The following is a 17458-nucleotide window of genomic DNA, read 5'->3' as shown; positions in this document are numbered from 1 at the left end:
GACATCCTTCAGGTGGCGCCGGGCCTGAATCGGCCCGCAAGCCGCGATGCGTGGGCACAATGGGCCGCGCAAGGTTGCCCGGCACCCGGCTTCATTTATTCGATGGTTTCGATGACGCGGTTGTGATTCGTGTAGATACACATGTCGCCGGCAATCGCGAGCGCCTTTTCGACAATGTCGCGCGCGCTCAACTCAGTGTTCTGCGCGAGCGCGCGGGCCGCAGCCTGCGCGTATGCGCCGCCCGAGCCGATGGCGCAAATGCCGCCTTCCGGATCCAGCACGTCGCCGTTGCCGGTAATCACCAGCGTCGTTTCCGCGTCCGCAGCGATGAGCATCGCTTCCAGGCGGCGCAGCATGCGGTCAGTGCGCCAGTCCTTGGCCAGTTCGACGGCGGCGCGGGTCAGGTTGCCCTGGTGCTTTTCCAGCTTGCCTTCAAAGCGGTCCAGCAGCGAGAATGCGTCCGCGGTGCCGCCGGCGAAACCCACCAGCACCTTGCCACCGTAGATGCGCCGCACTTTCTTGGCGCCGCCTTTCATGACGATGTTGCCCAGCGTCACCTGACCGTCGCCGCCTAATGCAACGCTGTTGCCTCGCCGTACCGAGACGATGGTTGTGCCGTGATATTGCTCCATGTGGAATTCCTTTAAGCGGGGTCGCGCGCCAACGGCGCGGGACAGGACTGAAGTCGCGCGTTCCCGCCTATTTTAGGGCGGCTGGCGCAATATCAAGGCGTGCGCACGCGGGGCGGTGCCGATATGACGCAACGCGCGCGCACAATGCTCGCGCAAGAAGCGCGCCACAAATAAAAAAGGCACGCCTATCGCGTGCCTTCCGACAGGAGCCGGCTGGACCGTACCGTGCGCCATGCGGCGCACTACGCTTTAGTCGCCGAACAACTTCTGGCGCAGTTCGCGGCGCTCCTGCGCCTCGAGCGATAGCGTCGCGGTCGGCCGCGCGAGCAGGCGCGGAATGCCGATCGGTTCACCCGTTTCCTCGCACCAGCCATATTCACCGGTTTCGATCCGCGCGAGCGATTGCTGCACCTTCTTCAGCAGCTTGCGTTCGCGGTCGCGTGTGCGAAGCTCAAGCGCGTGCTCTTCTTCGATCGTCGCGCGATCGGCCGGATCGGGCACGATCACGGTTTCCCGGAGATTTTCCGTCGTCTGCCCGGCATTGCGCAGGATTTCCGCCTGCAACTGTTCGAGCCTGTGCTTGAAGAAAGCGAGCTGATCCTCGTTCATGTAATCCTTGTCGCTCATCTTCAGGATTTCGGCTTCGGTCAAAAGTCGTGTCGTCGTCATCTGGCTTACTGTCTTCATTGTGAGGCGATGCATCAAGCATTACCCGCACTTACCATTGCCCGCAATTGTGGCGGCCGAGTGCCTTGCGGCGGCCACGCCGGATTCGTCGTGGCAGGTGCGGCGGCCGTTGCGGGGCCGAACTCCTTCTGGCGCCGCGTCGTTATCATTCTCCAGTGGGCACGTATTGTAACTGAACCACAATCGGTGCCAATAGCGGCGGAAAACCCTGTCCGAAACGGTATTTCTCGGTCCGACAGAGAACTTCCGGCGTTGTTGCGAATGCCTCAATATACGCCAAAGGAAATGAACTCTCGACTAAGCCACCCCTTATTTACCAATGCGAGATACCGCCGCCACACCCAGGTAGAGAGGTCGGCGCGCTATCTCGTGCGTTGCCGTGACCTGGTGCACGACGTCGTCACGCCAGGCATGCGTCCAGGCCGTCGGTAATCAGGTCCCGGGGCAGGTCCACGCCAATGAACACCATCTTACTGGTCTTCTTCTCAGCCGGTAGCCAGCGCACGGCCAAGTCGCTGCCCATCATCTGGTGCACGCCCTGGAATACCACCTTGCGATCGATTCCCCTCATGAACAGCACGCCTTTGTAGCGTAATAAGCGCTCACCGTAGATTTGTAGGATCCCGCCGAGAAAGTCCTCCAATTTTTGGGGATCGAACGCCCGGTCGCTACGGTACACGAACGATTTAATCTTGTCATCGTGATGCGTATGGTGGTGACCGTGCGCGCAATGTCCATGATCATGGTCACAATGCTCGTGCTCGTGGTGGTGCGCGTGATCGTGTCCGTCTTCGGCGAGGAAGTCCGGATCAATTTCAAGCTTCGCGTTCAGGTTGAACCCGCGCAGGTCAAAAATCTCCTTGATGTCGGCGTTGCCGAAATTAACCACTTGAATCGGCGCTTTCGGGTTCATCTGCAGCAGTCGATGGCGTAGATCGGCGAGCGTCGCCTTGTCCACCAGATCGGCCTTCGTGATGAATAAGCGGTCGGCAAAGCCCACTTGCCGTTGCACGACCTCGTGCTCGTCAAGCTGCTGGTTGGCGTGCTTCGCGTCGATCAGCGTGATCACCGCGTCGAGCAGGAATTCGTCAGCGATCGACTCATCGATAAAGAACGTCTGCGCGACCGGTCCCGGATTGGCCAAGCCCGTGGTCTCGATCACTACCCGGTCGAACTTGAGCTTACCTTCGCGCTTTTGCTCGGATAGGTCCGACAACGCACGGGATAGGTCCCCGCGGATCGTGCAGCAGATGCAGCCGTTGCTCATCTGCACGATTTGTTCCGCCGACTCCTGCACGAGGATGTCATTGTCGATGTTCTCTTCGCCGAATTCGTTTTCGATCACGGCGATTTTCATGCCATGCGGCTCGTTTAGGATACGCTTGAGCAGCGTGGTCTTACCGCTGCCGAGAAAGCCGGTCAGGATGGTGACGGGAATCATGTTCATCGCCTGCCTTTACTTAAGTTCCGTGGAAGTTGCGAGACGGTCCGCGCGAGCGCAGCGCGAAATATTCTATTGAAGCACAAATGCGGCGGCAGGGTTGTGACCATTATCCGGGCGCCGACGATGCGGTGCGTCAACGGGTGCATTAAAAGGTACATTGACGGGCGCGGTATCTGGCCCGCCCGACGTGGGGCGCACTAGGGTTTTTGCAACCACAGTCCCTTCAAGTATTCACCTTCCGGGAAGCTGGTCAGCATCGGATGATCGACGCCGGCCGACAGTCGGCGCAGAATCCGTGCATCGACGCCGGCGTCGGCCGCGGCGCTCGCGACGATCTTTTGAAATAGGTCCATGTCGATCGCGCCCGAGCACGAGTAGGTCGCGAGTAGCCCGCCCGGGCGCAGCAGCTTGAAGCCGCTCAGGTTGATATCCTTGTACGCGCGCGCTGCCCGATCGACGTGCTCGCGCGACGGGGCGAATTTCGGCGGATCGAGCACGATCAGGTCAAAGCGCTCGCCCGCATCGTACAACTGCCGCAGTGTCTTGAATGCGTCGGCGTCGTGCCACTGGGCCCGCGCCGGATCGAAGTCGTTGGCGGCCAAGTTCGCGCGCGACCTGCAGCGCTTCGCCGGATGAATCGATCGACACGACCCGCGCGGCGGCGCCCCGTAGCGCAGCCAGCGAAAAGCCGCCGGTATAGCAGAAGCAATTCAATACGTCGCGCCCAGCCGCATGTTGTTGCACAAGCAACCGATTGTCCCGCTGGTCGATGTAAAAGCCGGTCTTGTGGCCGCGCTGCACATCGACCCGATATCGTACGCCATTTTCCTCAACCATCAGGGCCTGCGGCGGTGCTTGGCCGGCGAGCACGCCCGTGGTCTGCTCAAGTCCATCTTTCTCGCGGATCGACACGTCCGAGCGTTCGTAGACATTGGCGCAGCCGGTCACGCCGAGCAGGGCCTGCACGATCGCCGGCTTCCATGCGTCGACGCCGGCCGCCATGAACTGACAGACGAGTTGCTCGTGCGGCGTGCCGCCGTCGCCATTCCATCCGCTGTAGTGATCGACGATCAGTCCGGGCAGGCCGTCGGCCTCGCCGAATACGAGCCGTACCGCGCCGGTACCGGACACGAACGCGCGACGATACGCGAGCGCGTTCTGGATGCGCCGCTTGAAGAACGCGTGGTCGATCGGTTCGGTTTCGTCGAAACTCCACATCCGCAGACGAATCGCCGAGTGCGGACTGTAGGCGGCACGCGCGAGAAACCGCCCGTCGGCTGCACGCACCACGACCGTCGCGCCGGATGCGGGCCGACCGTCAACGCGCTCGATCGCGTTCGCATAGATCCACGGGTGGCGTCGCAGTAGCAGTTTTTCCTTGCCTGGTTTCAGCGTGACAGTGTTCATTGCAATAGTCAGTATAGGGGCGGTCGCGTCCGCGCAGCACGGCGATTTGCCGATGTCGGCGTGCCAGACGGCTATTGCCGTCCTGGATCGCGCTTTTTCGCGCGCGGATGGGCTTGGTCGTAGATGCGCGCAAGATGCTGGAAGTCCAACGACGTATAGACCTGCGTGGCCGCGACGCTCGCGTGGCCAAGCAATTCCTGGACCGCACGCAAGTCGCCGCTCGATTGCAGCAGATGCGTCGCGAACGAATGCCGAAGCACGTGCGGATGCACGTGGGATGGCACGCCCGCGGCGAGCGCGGCCCGCCTGACCCGCTCGCGCACGACGCCGGCAGACATGCGCATGCCGCGCGCCGACAAGAACAGCGGATGCGGATCGTGCTTGAGCAGTTGATCGCGCACGGCAAGCCAGCGATGCAACGCGTCAAGCGCCTTGCTGCCGATCGGCACCGTGCGCCGCTTGCCCCCTTTGCCGAGCACGGTAACGTCGGCCGTGCCTAGTTCGATCCAGCCCGCCGAGCGATATTGCGCGGTGTTGACAAAGGCGATGTCCAAGCCGATCAACTCGGCCAAGCGCAACCCGCACGAGTAAAGCAGCTCCAGCATCGCCCGGTCGCGCAACGCGTCAGGTGTTTCGATGCTCGAGGCTTCCATCAGCGTGACAGCGTCGTCGACCGACAGCGCCTTGGGCAGCGTTTTCGCCCGCTTCGGCGCGCGCACGCCAGCGACCGGATTCATGGTCAGAGGTTGATGTAGCGCGAGCCAGCGATAGAAGCTGCGCCACACTGACAGACGATGCGCGATCGAGCGGGGCGAGAGTCCACCCGAATGCGCTCGCGATACCGCGCCTCGCACGTCGACGGGCGTCAGTTGCGCCAGCTCGCGGGTGCCGGCTAACTGGCGCAACATGTCCAACTCGTGCGCGTAGCCGCGCAGCGTGTGCGCCGAGAGTCGGCGCTCGTGGGCGAGGCTGTCTAGGTAGCGCGCGATCGGGTCGGTGGAGGGTGGCATCGGGCAGGCTGCGGTGACAACATGCCGCACTAGTGCGCACGCAGCCGGCTCAGCGCAGCGCTGGTGAGCGCGCCGATCTGCGATAGGAAGTCGGTGGCCATGCCGTCGTGGAAGCGGCGCGGGTCTGGCGAGCCAAGCACCAGCAAGCCGAATACGTTTTCCGCATCGGCCTGCTGCGCATCGCGCAGCGGGACTAGCGCGATCGACGCGGTCTGCTGCGACGCGCTGATGTCGTTTTCCGCCGCGCTGCCCGGCTGCGCATCGGCACACGGTGCGTCCGCGTCACCGTTCGCCCTGCCCGGCGACGTGACGGCGAGCGACAGGCCCGTTGCCGCGCCCCCTTGCGGGGCGGGGGCGGCGCTGAGCCACTGCGCGGCTTCGAATCCGGCGTTCGCGCCGCAGTAAGGCGCGACGAGACTGCTGGCAAAAATGCGGACCTCCTCGCCGACGCTGCGGGCAAACTGCGCTTGCGCATAGGCGCTTGCGACATCCCAGACGCGCAGCGCCGCCTGCGGCACGTCGAAGATCTCGCGCAAGCCCGAGGTGATGGTGGCGGGTAGCGCATGCGGATCGCGTTCGGCGATCACGCGCAGTGTCCAGCGCTGGAACTTCGCGGCCAGGCTGTCGTTCTCGTGACCATGGCGCAGCAGTTCCGCCAGCTTGCGCTCGAGTTGCTTGTACTTGTCGCGCAGTAGCTCCATTTGTCGTTCCTGCAGCGACACCGCCGCTTTGCCGTGCGGATTGGACAGCCGGATTGTGGCAAGCAACTCGGCGTGACGGCCGAAGAACTGCGGGTTGGCCAGTAGGTAATCGGCGACTTCGCGATCATTCATGATTGTTTTCAGCTTCAGCTCAAAAGGGCGGCGCGCGTCGGGTAGGCGGGCCGGAAGGGGCGGCGCCGCGGATACCACACAGTAAAGGTTGCGCCGCATCGGGGTCAATTGGCCGGACGGCCTAGGGCGGTGATCGCGCTCACGCGAGCAACTCGTCGGGTACGTCGATTTCGCCCTCGAACACAGTGGTTGCCGGACCGGCCATTATGACCGGGGCGTTGCTGTTGCGCTGGCCGTCCCACGAGATGGTCAGCGTGCCGCCGCGCGCACGTACGCGCACCGGCGAGTCCAGTACCCCCCGGCGGATGCCGGCCACGACCGCCGCGCAAGCGCCGGAGCCGCATGCGAGCGTCTCGCCCGCGCCGCGCTCATAGACCCGCAGTTTGATTTCATGCCGCGAGACGATTTGCATGAATCCCGCGTTCACGCGGTTTGGGAAGCGCGCGTGCGACTCGATTACCGGCCCGTCCCTGAGCACCGGCGCGACGTCGGCGTCATCGACAATCTGCACCGCGTGGGGATTGCCCATCGAGACCACCGAGATCCATTGCGTCGAGCCATTCACGTCCAGCGGCCACAGTAGGTCGTCACCATCGCGCGCTGGTGTCAGTGCCGACGTGTCGAACGGCACTTGTGGCGTGGCCAGTGCTGGTGCACCCATGTCAACGAGCACTTCACCGTTGTCCTGCACGCTCAATGTGATCACGCCGTGCTGCACCTGCACGCGAATCGTGCGCGCCTGGCTCAGGCCGGTGTCGCGCACGAACTTCACGAAGCAGCGCGCGCCATTGCCGCAGTGCTCGACTTCTTTGCCGTCACAGTTGAAGATCCGGTACTTAAAATCGACGCCATCGAGCGTGGGCCGCTCGACCAGCAGCAACTGGTCCGCGCCGACGCCGAAGTGGCGGTCGGCGAGGTAGCGCACTAACGCGAGCGTGGGCGAGATCACGTTGCGCACGCCGTCAAGGACCACGAAGTCATTGCCGGCGCCATGCATCTTGGTGAATTTGAGCTTCATGGCACCGTATTGTAGTCGAGCGTCAGTAAAAGCCCGCTTCGCCCAGTGGGCGCGTTTTGAAGCGCTTGTGTATCCAGTAGTATTGCTCTGGGACGCGCGGAATTTCCTGCTCCAGCCACGCATTCATGCGGCGCGCGTCCGCCATGTCGTCGTCGCTCGGATAGTCCTGCCACGGCGCGAAAATTTTGAGTCGATAACCCTTGTAATTGGGCAGCACCTCGCAGATGAACGGCGCCAATTGGGCACGTCCTGCCTTCGCGAGCCGGCCCACCGCGGTCAGCGTGCACGCCGGTACGCCGAAGAACGGCACGAACGCCGAGTTGCGCATGCCGTAGTCCATGTCTGCGCCGAGCATGACCGGCTTGCGCTCGCGCAGCCAACGCAACACGATACGCGCACTGTCGGCGCGACTGGCCATGTCCGCGCCGAAGCGCGCGCGCGCGGCGACCGCGACCTTGTCCAGCAGCGGGTTGGATATCGGTTGGTACAGCGCGCCGCATTGCCGGCGCAACTGATAGTTTAGGAAAATCGAGCCGGCTTCAATACCGACAAAATGCGCTCCGAGGAACAAGGTCGGCGGCAAGTTCGGGTCGCGCAGGTCGATCGCGCTGTCGAGTTGGATCAGCTTCTCCAACTTGCGTGCCGAGCCGAACCACTGCACGCTGCGCTCGACGTAGCTGCGAATGGCATGGCGGAAATGCTGCTCGGCGACCTGCTCGCGCCGCGCTTCGCACCACTGTGGAAAGCAGAGCCTGAGGTTGGTGTGGACCACGCGACGGCGACTGTTCGGAATCCGATACAGTAACCAGCCCATCGCATCGCCGAAGCGGGCGATCCAACCATAGGGTAATAGTGCAAACAGCCTTAGCAGCAGGATGGCGAGCTGGGTTCCGGCGCGGCCTAGCATCGTGGATCTCGCGATGTTCTCAGCGGCTGGCAGGGTGAAGCAAACGGCAATTCGGCCTCTACTCTATGAAAAATGACAGAAATCGATATAATACGGGCATCGCCGAGTTAATGGGACAACTTGCGGGGCGATATTGGGCGCGGCATCTAGTGAAGCGGCGCCCGAACCATGTAATCCGCTAAAGCGTCGCCGCTTCGATCCGAAGCCGGCAACGTGAAAACGCGACCGACTTCACTTACTGGGAGCTAACGAAGTGGCGAACAACTATCTCTTTACGTCCGAATCCGTATCTGAAGGCCATCCGGACAAGGTGGCTGACCAAATCTCCGACGCGATTCTCGACGCAATCCTGACGCAGGACCGGTATTCGCGTGTAGCGGCCGAGACGTTATGCAACACCGGCCTGGTGGTGTTGGCCGGCGAAATCACGACGCATGCAAACGTCGACTATATCCAGATTGCGCGCGACACGATCCGGCGCATCGGCTACGACAATACCGATTTCGGCATTGACTACCGCGGCTGTGCGGTGCTGGTCGCTTACGACAAGCAGTCGCCGGATATCGCGCAGGGCGTGGACAATGCGCACGACGACAATCTGGATCAGGGCGCGGGTGACCAGGGTCTGATGTTCGGCTATGCGTGCGACGAAACGCCCGAATTGATGCCGTTGCCGATTTATTTGTCGCACCGGCTCGTCGAGCGGCAAGCCGATCTGCGGCGTGATGGTCGTCTTCCGTGGCTGCGTCCGGACGCGAAGTCGCAAGTGACGGTGCGCTATGTTGACGGGCGTCCGGATTCGATCGACACGGTCGTGCTCTCCACGCAGCATGCGCCGGATATTGATCTGTCCACGTTGCGCGAGGCGGTGATTGAGGACGTCATCAAGCCGGTGCTGCCGAACGAGCTGATCAAGGGCGACTTGAAGTTCCTCGTCAATCCGACCGGGCGGTTCGTGATCGGCGGTCCTCAAGGCGATTGTGGACTCACTGGCCGCAAAATCATCGTCGATACGTACGGCGGGGCCGCGCCGCACGGCGGCGGTGCGTTCTCGGGCAAAGATCCGACCAAGGTGGATCGTTCCGCCGCGTATGCCGGCCGCTACGTCGCGAAAAACATTGTCGCCGCGGGCCTTGCGTCGCGCTGCCTGGTCCAGGTCTCCTATGCAATCGGTGTCGCGCGTCCGACGTCGGTGATGGTTAACACCTTCGGGACCGGCCGGGTGCCGGATTCGATGATTACCGAGCTTGTCCAGCAGCACTTCGACCTGCGCCCGAAGGGCATCATTCAGATGTTGGACCTGCTGCGGCCGATCTACGAAAAGACCGCTGCATATGGCCACTTTGGTCGCGAGGAACCTGAATTCTCGTGGGAAGCAACCGACAAGGCCATTGTGCTGGCCGACGCGGCTGGCATCAAGCCGATTGCCGCCGTCGCCTGACAGCACAGGCATGGCTGCGCTGACGTGCCGGAGCTGCCGGCACACCACAAAACCCTCGGCCTAGTCGGGGGTTTTGTGGCTGGGCTTGCTCATCCCCGCTTAGCGCGGGGCGCAGGCAGCGCTCAACGTATGATAAACACGTCCCGATAGCCGACGTAGACTGACAAGAATAACAAAGGTAGTACGATCAGCCAGCCGAGCAGAAACGGGAGTGCACCGACCACCAGCATCACGAGCAGCAACAGCGCATAGACAATGCCCGCCAGCCAGTTTCGCATCACGCCCTTGAAGCTTGCCCGCATCGCACGAATGGGCGCCACGTCATGCAGTATCACTAGCGCGGGCGCGAACCATGCAGCGGCTACCGCCACCGTGACGATCGCGATATAGATCAGCAGCCCGACGAGGCTCGATGCCCCCAATTGGGGTGGGTTGCCTGGCTGGTGCGAGACCAACTGAGCAAATGTGTCGAAGCCGATGATCGACGCGAGCACCACGACACCGATAATCACGATCGCGAACGTGAGCGCGCCGACCAACGCTAGCGGGCCCAGCTTGCGCGTGAACCCGGTGAATAGGCCGCCGATGCGCACGTCGCCGTCGGCACGGAACTGCTCGCACGTGAACATCAATCCGCCCAGCAGTATCGGCGTGACCAACATCGACAGCAGGTTGAACACCGGCGCGAATGACAGCGCGCACTCGATCACCATGTACAACAGGGCCAGGCCGATCCACTGCAGCGGACGGCGCTTGAACAGCGTCCATGCGTCTGTGATCCAGCGCAAGCCTTCTGCCGCAGTGACCGTGCGTCCGTCTAGATTCAACGTTTCGACGGATGGCGCCGAGCCGTCTGGAGCGAGCGGAGGGTTCAGCGTGTCGTCGTTCATGAGGCCCTCTTCACAAAATTCTGTAGAGCATCCGTCGCAGGCGGCCTGTGCGCCGCCGTATCGCCGGATGCGGTCGGCATCATAACTGGACGCCCGGCTGGGGCACGCGAAACAGGGCGTATCCAGGCACAATGCGGTCCGCCGCGAGCGCTATCCGTGCTCGGGGTTCAAAGCGAGCTTCGCATATCGCCGTGAATAACCGAAGTACACGGCCAGTCCTAGTGCCAGCCATGCCACGAATGCGACCCACGTCATCGCCTGCAAATGGGCCATCAGAAACACGCAGGATGCGACCGCGAGCATCGGCACGAGTGGCACGCCTGGGCACCGGAATGCGCGCGGCAGCGTCGGATGCGTGCGGCGTAGAATCAGCACGGCGACAGAGACCATCGAAAACGCGGCGAGCGTGCCAATATTGATCAACTCCGCCAATACGTCCAGTGGCACCAGCGCGCCGATTAACGCGAAAAAGATGCCGACCAACCAGGTGGTGATTAGCGGCGTCTGGAAGCGCGGGTGGATGCGCGAGAGCGCGGCGGGCAGCAAGCCGTCCCGGGACATCGCAAAGATGATGCGTGTCTGGCCGTACATCATCACTAAGATCACCGTCAGCATGCCGAGCACCGCACCTAGATCGACGAAGCCGGCAACCCAGTCCGCACCGATCCTCTGCAGCACGTAGGACACCGGATGCGACACGTTCGCGAACTCACCGTACGGCACGATGCCGGTGACTACGGCGGCGACCGTCACATAGAGCGCCGCGCAGACGGCGAGCGACGCAATGATGCCGATCGGCAAGTCGCGTTTCGGGTTCTTGACCTCTTCTGCCGCGGATGACACCGAGTCAAACCCGATGAAGGCGAAAAACATCACCGCGGCGGCCCCGAACATGCCGGACCAGCCCATCGGCATGAACGGGTGCCAGTTCGTGGGCCGGACATGGAACGCGCCGACCGCGATCACCAGCAGCACGACGGCTACCTTAATTGCGACCATCACATTGTTGACCCGGGTGGATTCACGCACACCGATCGATAACAGGAATGTGATGGCCATCATCACGAGGAACGCTGGCAGGTTGAACCACGTTGTGTGGCCGGGTACGGTGCCAGGCGCCGCAGTGAGTACTTGCGGCAGCGTGATGCCGAAGCCGGACAGTAACGATTGCAGGTAGCCGGACCATCCAACCGACACCGCCGACGTCGCGAGCCCGTATTCAAGCATTAAATCCCAGCCGATGATCCAAGCGGCAAGCTCGCCGAGCGTCGCATACGAATAAGTATAGATTGAGCCGGCGACCGGAATCGTCGATGAGAATTCGGCGTAGGCAAGCGCCGCGAAGCAGCACGCGATCGCCGCAATGACGAAGGACAGCGTCAGGGCGGGGCCGGCGATCACCGCGCCGGTTCCTGTCAGCACGAAGATGCCTGTACCGATGATCGCTCCGATGCCCAAAAGCGTGAGATCCAGTGGGCCCAGTGCCCTGTGCAAGCTGTTGTCAGCATTGCGGCGGGCCAGCATATGACCAATATCTTTCTTTCGAAACAATGACATAAGGGGTATTCGGCAGCCGTGGAGCGGCGCAACCGACTTCGGTAAAACCGGTTATTCTAGCTGACTGGTGCAAACGGTCCGCCCTGGGTTGCGCTGATTGGTCGTACGCTGCGGGCACGATGAGGCAATCGGTGCGTGCCAGCGGGCGGCGAGCACCGGCGTGTCAAATTCGGCACAATGGCAGCAGGCGTCGGCGGGACCGGGACGGTGGCTGGTCGCTGCGACGCGTGTCGTTGTATAGAGGTGATGGATCAGTCGCAATTGGGCTGTTCCATATTTCCATTTCGGGCTTCGCAGGATGCGCATCGCCGACACAATGCCTGTCGGACGGGCCAACATCAAAAGGGGGAAATCATGAAGGTAGGTTCAATCGTGCGTTCCAGCCATATCGCAGTGCCGCGCGACGCGCGCGGCATCGTATTGCGCATCCTGGGCGACATGGCGATGGTGACATGGTTCGAGGGCGAGCCGGGGCAATCCAAGCCGCTCAACACCGAGCCGTTCTTCTTGGTGGATTTGATCGAGACCGGCGAGGTGGTACGCCCGGCGGACGCACCGTTGCACTAATGTAGCCTGGATGCGGCTGGCGGGGGCTGCCTCTCGCGCTGGTGCGGGTGCTGGCGGGGCTGCCGCGGGTGTTGGCACGGACGCTGGCGAGGGTCTGCCTCGCGCACTGGCGCGGGTGCTGGCGGAGAACTGCTGCGGATAATGCCACGAACAGGACTGCGTCTCGTCCCCGTCCGCGTGCGGCGATGCTCGGGCCGTGCGCCGCTCAGGCACAATGGCGGGATGGAACCCAATGATCGCAGCTTCAACAATCCGCCGCGCGCCGATGCCGGCGCCCTGGCTCCCTACGCGGGCCTGACGCCCGAGCGCGTGCTCGACGCGCTTGATGCCGTGCTAGCGCGCGGCGGTCGCCGTACCGACGGACGGTTGCTTGCACTGAACAGTTATGAAAACCGCGTTTATCAGGTCGGCATCGAAGACGCCGCGCCGCTGGTAGCGAAGTTCTACCGGCCCGGGCGTTGGAGCGATGAGGCAATCTTAGAGGAGCATGCGTTCGTCGCGCAGCTGGCCGAGCATGAGATCCCGGCCGTGCCGGCGATCATGCTCGACGACCATACGCTGCATGAGATCGACGGTTTCCGCTTCGCGTTGTTTGAGCGGCGTGGCGGCCGAGCACCGGAGTTGGAGGACAGCGCTACGCTGCAATGGCTGGGACGCTTCATCGGCCGCATCCACTCGATCGGTCGGCAGCGCGACTACGTCGCTCGCGGGCCGCTGGATATCGACACGTTCGGCCGTGAGCCGCTTGCGTACCTGCTCGCCAGCGGCTTCGTGCCGCTCGAGTTGCGTCAGGCCTACGAGACGATCAGCCAACTGGCGCTGGACGCGGTGCAAGCCTCGTTCGAACGCGCCGGCGATGTACGCGCGTTACGCGTGCACGGTGACTGCCATCAAGGCAACGTGCTGTGGACCGATGCCGGCCCCCATTTCGTCGACTTCGACGACAGCCGGATGGCACCGGCGATTCAGGATCTATGGCTGCTGCTACCGGGCGAGCGCGCGCAGGCGAGCCGTGCGCTGGGTCACGTGTTGGCGGGCTACGAGGACTTTTGCGAGTTCGATTCACGCGAGCTTCACTTAATCGAAGCGTTCCGCACGTTGCGCTTGATCCACTATGCGGCATGGCTTGCGCGTCGGTGGGACGATCCGGCGTTTCCTGTCGCATTTCCGTGGTTCAACACGCACCGGTACTGGGAGGATCGTATCTTGGAATTGCGTGAGCAGGTCGGGGCGTTACAGGAGCCGCCGCTGTGGCCTGTGTGAGGTGGGCTGCCGATATTGACTGTCCGCCATGCGTCAGTTGAAAAAAGACGTCATACATGTAATGATAACGATTCGCATTTCAGTGTGATGCGGGATATGCGAACACGAGCCGCCAGCCCACCACGCTCACCCGTGCCGTGACAACGGTAAGGGAGCGGCGTAAGCCAGCCGACAATCAAGACATGCCGCAGGGCGCTTTGCCGTGCGGGCGACGTCATGCGAGCGCGAGGGCGTGAGCGTCGCCATTTCGCAGGACATACCGACAATGACGAAGATGACGCCGCTCGCCACGACGCTGGTGGCCGCTTTTACCGTGCCGATGCCGGCGCTTGCACAGTCCGCTCAACCCGATTCCAATTCACAAGACACGCAACATGGCGCCGTGGCTCGTGCCGCGCTGCCCGCCGTACGGGTCACCGGCGATGCGGATCGGGCCGATTTCCAGGTAACGCGCGCCTCCGTCGGTGCAAAACGCCCCACCACGCTGCGGGACATCCCGCAGGAGGTAGTGGTGATCAACAAGGCCTTGATGCAATCGCAAGGCGTCGCGTCGTTTGCCGACGCGCTGCGCAACGTTCCGGGCATCACGATTGGCGGGGCCGAGGGTGGGCAGATCGGCAATAACATCAATCTGCGCGGCTTCACGGCCCGCACCGATATCTATCTGGATGGCTTCCGCGATCGCGGGCAATACTATCGCGACACCTTCAACCTCGAATCGATCGACGTGCTGTATGGGCCGTCGTCGATGTTGTTCGGACGCGGCTCCACCGGCGGCGTGATCAACCAGGCCAGCAAGAAGGCGAATCTGACGCGTTCGGCCGAGGTAAGCGGTACTGTCGGCACGGGCGACGACTACCGGACCACGGTCGACGTGAACCAGCCGATCTCCGATACTGCGGCGGTGCGGGTCAACGCATTTGGCCAGAGCGTGGGCACCACGCGCGATGCGATGCGCAACAAGGATTTCGGTATTGCGCCGCAGGTGCGCTTGGGTATTGGAACACCTACCGAGATTACCCTCTCGGCGCTGATCCAGCATAACCGCGACATGCCGGACTATGGTGTGCCGGCGGTCAATGGGCACCCGGTGCCGGTAGGCCGCGAGCGCTTTTACGGCTACACGGGCGATCGCACGGTGCAAGACGTGCAGACGTTGTCGGCGCGCATCGAGCATCGGTTCAGTGATGAACTGAAGCTGCGCAACCAAACGCAGTTTAGCCACTACGCGACCGATGCGCGCGCAACCAACGCTGCCAGTGTGGTGACTGGGCCGCTCGCCGGTTCGCGTGCGCTGTCCAACGGCAGCTACACGTCGCTGCCGCTATCGAACTTGTATGTGAAGCTGATGGGCAAGGATAGAGTGATCAACGATCACTCGCTTTATAACGCGACGGACGTCGAATGGAAGGTCGCGACCAGGGCACTGAAGCACGACTTGATCGCCGGTATCGAGCTTGGGCACGAGACATACAATAACCAGTCCTATACCGCAACCGGCGCCGGCATGCCGAGCAACGTGATCGGCGTGGTACCTCTGACCGGTGCAGCTTACGTGCCACGGCCAGCCGATGTGGTGCGGGGCATCGGCAACCTGGCTAGGTCCAGCGCGAACTCAATTGGTGTATATGTGAATGATACGGTGTCGCTGACGCGGCAGTGGAAGGTGGTTGGCGGCGTGCGCTGGGACCACTATCAGGCCCATATCGCAAACTCGATGAATGCGCCGTCCTATGCCGCGCAGACGAACAGCTACATGAGCGTGCGCGGTGGCGTGATCTACCAGCCGGACGATGCACAGTCGTACTACTTATCATATGGTACGTCGTTCAATCCGTCACTCGAGGCGCTGACGCTGACCAATGGCACGCAAAATCTGAAGCCCGAAACGAACCGCTCATACGAGGTGGGCAACAAATGGGACTTGCTGGGCGGCACATTGTCGATTTCGCAATCGCTGTTCAACATCGACAAATCCAACGTACGCACGCAGGATGCGACCGGCGCGTATTCGATCGACGGTGACGTGCGGGTGCGAGGTTACCAGTTTGGTGCGTCGGGCCGGATCACGGACAAGTGGCAGCTATACGGCGGCTATACGTACTTGAACAGCCGCATCACGGGCGCGAAGGACGGCACGCAGGGCAACACGCCGGCAAATACGCCGCGCAACATGTTGACGCTGTGGACGACATATGAATTCATGCCGCACTGGCAGGCGGGCGGTGGCCTGAATTACATGAGCACGCGCTATGCGGCGAACAACAACCGAGTGTCTGTTGGCGGCTATACGCGCTGGGATGCCATGCTCGCGTATCACGCCAAGCAGTACGACGTGCAGCTGAACTTGCTGAACGTGACGGACAAGCGCTACTACGATGCACTGATTCCGTCCGACGGCGGGCGCGCGGTGCCGGGGCTGGGCCGCACGTTGCTGGCGACGTTCAATTACCGGGTCTAACCATGCAGCTGACAGCAGGCGCCGTGAGATGATCGTGTCCATACCGAACGTATTGTCGCCGCAGCAATTGCAGGCGATACGCGCCGCCCTGGACGCGGCCGGCCACGCGTGGGTCGATGGTCGCGCCACGGCCGGTTACCAGGGCGCGCCGCTCAAGCACAATCAGCAAATCGACGAGCGCGCGCCGGTTGCGCGCGAGCTGGGGGACGTGATCCTGGCCGAGCTGGAGCGGCATCCGCTGTTCATTAGCGCGGTGTTGCCCAACCGCGTGTATCCGCCGCTGTTCAATCGCTATGGCGCCGGGATGGCGTTCGGCGACCACGTCGACGGTTCGATCCGGATCGTGCCTGGACATGACGCGAAGCTGCGCACCGACGTGTCGGCGACGCTGTTTTTGGCCGGGCCCGACGAATATGATGGCGGTGAACTGGTGATCGAGGACACCTATGGCGCGCACGAGGTCAAGTTGGCCGCCGGCGACATGGTTGTTTATCCGACGACCAGCGTTCACCGGGTCGCGCCGGTCACCCGCGGCGTGCGGCTCGCCAGCTTTTTCTGGATCGAGAGCCTGGTGCGCGACGACGCCAGGCGCGCGCTGTTGTTCGACCTGGATACGGCGATCCAGCGCCTGAACCGCGATCATGCCGATGACGTCGCGCGGCGGCAGCTAATCGGGTGTTATCACAATCTTCTGCGCATGTGGGGCGAGACATGACGCGCCGCTCGACGTTCCTCAAATGGCTGCGCAACGTGCACGGCTGGATTGGCCTGTGGGGCGCGGTGCTGGGATTGATGTTCGGCGTGACCGGCTTCCTGCTGAATCACCGCGGCGGGCCGATGAAAATCTCGCCGGGTGAGCCGCAAGTGTCGCAAATGCGGCTGCCGCTGCCCAATTCCGCTCCGGATTCCCCGCAAGCACTCGCCGAGTGGGTCGGCCGTGAACTGCGCTTTGATGGCCGTATTGGACGCATGCAGCGCGAGCCGGCGCACAAGGTCGCGTGGGGCAATCGCAGCGTGATGCAGCCGGAGCGCTGGAGCGCAATGCTGGCCGGCCCGAAGACGTCGATTCTAATCGAATACTGGCAAGGCAATCCGACCGTATCGGTCAAGCGCACCGAAGGGACGTTGCTCGCCATGTTGAACAATATGCACCGTGGTGGCGGCATGGGTATTGGTTGGACCTTGCTCGTCGATACGATCGCCGGCAGTCTGGTGCTGCTGTCGTTGACCGGCGTATTGCTGTGGACCGAACTGAACCGGCGCAAGACAATCGGCGTCGCGATTTTCGTCGTGTCGCTCGTCGCGATGGTCGTGTGCGGCATCGTATGACCGCTGCTGCGG

Annotated in this window: 15 protein-coding genes and 1 pseudogene; 6 read left to right on the top strand and 10 right to left on the bottom strand. The window is 62.6% G+C overall.

Annotation, left to right across the window (positions count from 1 at the left end; translation table 11 throughout):
- Positions 1-95: 95 nt before the first annotated feature.
- The 8 genes and pseudogenes from hslV to KQH55_RS13565 form a co-directional block, all read right to left on the bottom strand.
- The gene (gene hslV, locus KQH55_RS13600) at positions 96-632 is read right to left on the bottom strand and encodes an ATP-dependent protease subunit HslV (RefSeq protein ID WP_076796583.1); all 537 of its coding nucleotides are present in this window, start codon (positions 630-632) and stop codon (positions 96-98) included.
- A gap of 249 nt (positions 633-881) precedes the next feature.
- Positions 882-1301, bottom strand: coding sequence for an RNA polymerase-binding protein DksA (gene dksA, locus KQH55_RS13595; protein ID WP_076785906.1), 420 nt, complete (start codon positions 1299-1301; stop codon positions 882-884).
- A gap of 418 nt (positions 1302-1719) precedes the next feature.
- Positions 1720-2766, bottom strand: a complete 1047-nt coding sequence (locus tag KQH55_RS13590; RefSeq protein WP_373566398.1) for a GTP-binding protein — start codon at positions 2764-2766, stop codon at positions 1720-1722.
- Between the two features lie 194 nt (positions 2767-2960).
- A pseudogene (locus tag KQH55_RS13585) lies at positions 2961-4170 on the bottom strand (class I SAM-dependent rRNA methyltransferase).
- A gap of 71 nt (positions 4171-4241) precedes the next feature.
- Positions 4242-5180: a tyrosine recombinase XerC gene (gene xerC, locus KQH55_RS13580; RefSeq protein ID WP_076796578.1), complete on the bottom strand. Its 939-nt coding sequence runs from the start codon at positions 5178-5180 to the stop codon at positions 4242-4244.
- Between the two features lie 29 nt (positions 5181-5209).
- Entirely contained in the window at positions 5210-6013 is an 804-nt protein-coding gene (locus tag KQH55_RS13575; RefSeq protein WP_076797313.1) for a DUF484 family protein, read from the bottom strand.
- A 139-nt stretch (positions 6014-6152) separates the two neighbouring features.
- A complete protein-coding gene (dapF, locus tag KQH55_RS13570) occupies positions 6153-7031 on the bottom strand; it encodes a diaminopimelate epimerase (RefSeq protein ID WP_076785909.1) in 879 nt (292 codons plus the stop codon).
- 22 nt (positions 7032-7053) lie between these two features.
- Positions 7054-7938 carry a lipid A biosynthesis lauroyl acyltransferase gene (locus KQH55_RS13565; protein ID WP_076796572.1) on the bottom strand — a complete coding sequence of 295 codons (885 nt, stop codon included), beginning with the start codon at positions 7936-7938 and terminating at the stop codon, positions 7054-7056.
- A 253-nt stretch (positions 7939-8191) separates the two neighbouring features.
- On the opposite strand from KQH55_RS13565, the gene metK reads away from it, so the two are divergent.
- Positions 8192-9379, top strand: coding sequence for a methionine adenosyltransferase (gene metK / locus KQH55_RS13560; protein ID WP_076785911.1), 1188 nt, complete (start codon positions 8192-8194; stop codon positions 9377-9379).
- A 122-nt stretch (positions 9380-9501) separates the two neighbouring features.
- On the opposite strand, the gene KQH55_RS13555 is transcribed toward metK, so the two are convergent.
- Positions 9502-10269 (bottom strand): BPSS1780 family membrane protein, encoded by a 768-nt coding sequence (locus tag KQH55_RS13555; RefSeq protein ID WP_076796570.1) that lies wholly within the window; start codon positions 10267-10269, stop codon positions 9502-9504.
- Between the two features lie 150 nt (positions 10270-10419).
- Positions 10420-11826 carry an amino acid permease gene (locus KQH55_RS13550; protein WP_076785913.1) on the bottom strand — a complete coding sequence of 469 codons (1407 nt, stop codon included), beginning with the start codon at positions 11824-11826 and terminating at the stop codon, positions 10420-10422.
- Between the two features lie 354 nt (positions 11827-12180).
- On the opposite strand from KQH55_RS13550, the gene KQH55_RS13545 reads away from it, so the two are divergent.
- The 5 genes from KQH55_RS13545 to KQH55_RS13525 all read left to right on the top strand — a co-directional run bounded on the left by KQH55_RS13545 (position 12181) and on the right by KQH55_RS13525 (position 17446).
- On the top strand, positions 12181-12393 hold the full coding sequence (locus tag KQH55_RS13545; protein ID WP_076787564.1) for a hypothetical protein: 213 nt from the start codon (positions 12181-12183) through the stop codon (positions 12391-12393).
- A 222-nt stretch (positions 12394-12615) separates the two neighbouring features.
- The gene (locus tag KQH55_RS13540; protein ID WP_076785914.1) at positions 12616-13656 is read left to right on the top strand and encodes a serine/threonine protein kinase; all 1041 of its coding nucleotides are present in this window, start codon (positions 12616-12618) and stop codon (positions 13654-13656) included.
- A 265-nt stretch (positions 13657-13921) separates the two neighbouring features.
- Positions 13922-16117 carry a TonB-dependent siderophore receptor gene (locus KQH55_RS13535; RefSeq protein ID WP_235091368.1) on the top strand — a complete coding sequence of 732 codons (2196 nt, stop codon included), beginning with the start codon at positions 13922-13924 and terminating at the stop codon, positions 16115-16117.
- 28 nt (positions 16118-16145) lie between these two features.
- On the top strand, positions 16146-16832 hold the full coding sequence (locus KQH55_RS13530; RefSeq protein WP_076796567.1) for a Fe2+-dependent dioxygenase: 687 nt from the start codon (positions 16146-16148) through the stop codon (positions 16830-16832).
- Positions 16829-17446: a PepSY-associated TM helix domain-containing protein gene (locus KQH55_RS13525; protein ID WP_235091367.1), complete on the top strand. Its 618-nt coding sequence runs from the start codon at positions 16829-16831 to the stop codon at positions 17444-17446. The genes KQH55_RS13530 and KQH55_RS13525 overlap by 4 nt, the downstream gene beginning before the upstream one ends.
- Positions 17447-17458 lie beyond the last annotated feature (12 nt).

Source organism: Mycetohabitans sp. B3 (genome assembly GCF_021498065.1).
Taxonomy (GTDB): Bacteria; Pseudomonadota; Gammaproteobacteria; order Burkholderiales; family Burkholderiaceae; genus Mycetohabitans.
The sequence above is the reverse complement of the archived record's forward strand: the minus strand, read 5'-3'. Positions and strand labels throughout refer to the sequence as shown.

What these genes read in the sequence shown, in the direction of transcription:
- hslV (WP_076796583.1), bottom strand. Translation starts at nt 632, where the DNA reads ATGGAGCAATATCACGGCACAACCATCGTCTCGGTACGGCGAGGCAAC.
- dksA (WP_076785906.1), bottom strand. Translation starts at nt 1,301, where the DNA reads ATGACGACGACACGACTTTTGACCGAAGCCGAAATCCTGAAGATGAGC.
- KQH55_RS13590 (WP_373566398.1), bottom strand. Translation starts at nt 2,766, where the DNA reads ATGAACATGATTCCCGTCACCATCCTGACCGGCTTTCTCGGCAGCGGT.
- xerC (WP_076796578.1), bottom strand. Translation starts at nt 5,180, where the DNA reads ATGCCACCCTCCACCGACCCGATCGCGCGCTACCTAGACAGCCTCGCC.
- KQH55_RS13575 (WP_076797313.1), bottom strand. Translation starts at nt 6,013, where the DNA reads ATGAATGATCGCGAAGTCGCCGATTACCTACTGGCCAACCCGCAGTTC.
- dapF (WP_076785909.1), bottom strand. Translation starts at nt 7,031, where the DNA reads ATGAAGCTCAAATTCACCAAGATGCATGGCGCCGGCAATGACTTCGTG.
- KQH55_RS13565 (WP_076796572.1), bottom strand. Translation starts at nt 7,938, where the DNA reads ATGCTAGGCCGCGCCGGAACCCAGCTCGCCATCCTGCTGCTAAGGCTG.
- KQH55_RS13555 (WP_076796570.1), bottom strand. Translation starts at nt 10,269, where the DNA reads ATGAACGACGACACGCTGAACCCTCCGCTCGCTCCAGACGGCTCGGCG.
- KQH55_RS13550 (WP_076785913.1), bottom strand. Translation starts at nt 11,826, where the DNA reads ATGTCATTGTTTCGAAAGAAAGATATTGGTCATATGCTGGCCCGCCGC.
- KQH55_RS13545 (WP_076787564.1), top strand. Translation starts at nt 12,181, where the DNA reads ATGAAGGTAGGTTCAATCGTGCGTTCCAGCCATATCGCAGTGCCGCGC.
- KQH55_RS13540 (WP_076785914.1), top strand. Translation starts at nt 12,616, where the DNA reads ATGGAACCCAATGATCGCAGCTTCAACAATCCGCCGCGCGCCGATGCC.
- KQH55_RS13535 (WP_235091368.1), top strand. Translation starts at nt 13,922, where the DNA reads ATGACGAAGATGACGCCGCTCGCCACGACGCTGGTGGCCGCTTTTACC.
- KQH55_RS13530 (WP_076796567.1), top strand. Translation starts at nt 16,146, where the DNA reads ATGATCGTGTCCATACCGAACGTATTGTCGCCGCAGCAATTGCAGGCG.
- KQH55_RS13525 (WP_235091367.1), top strand. Translation starts at nt 16,829, where the DNA reads ATGACGCGCCGCTCGACGTTCCTCAAATGGCTGCGCAACGTGCACGGC.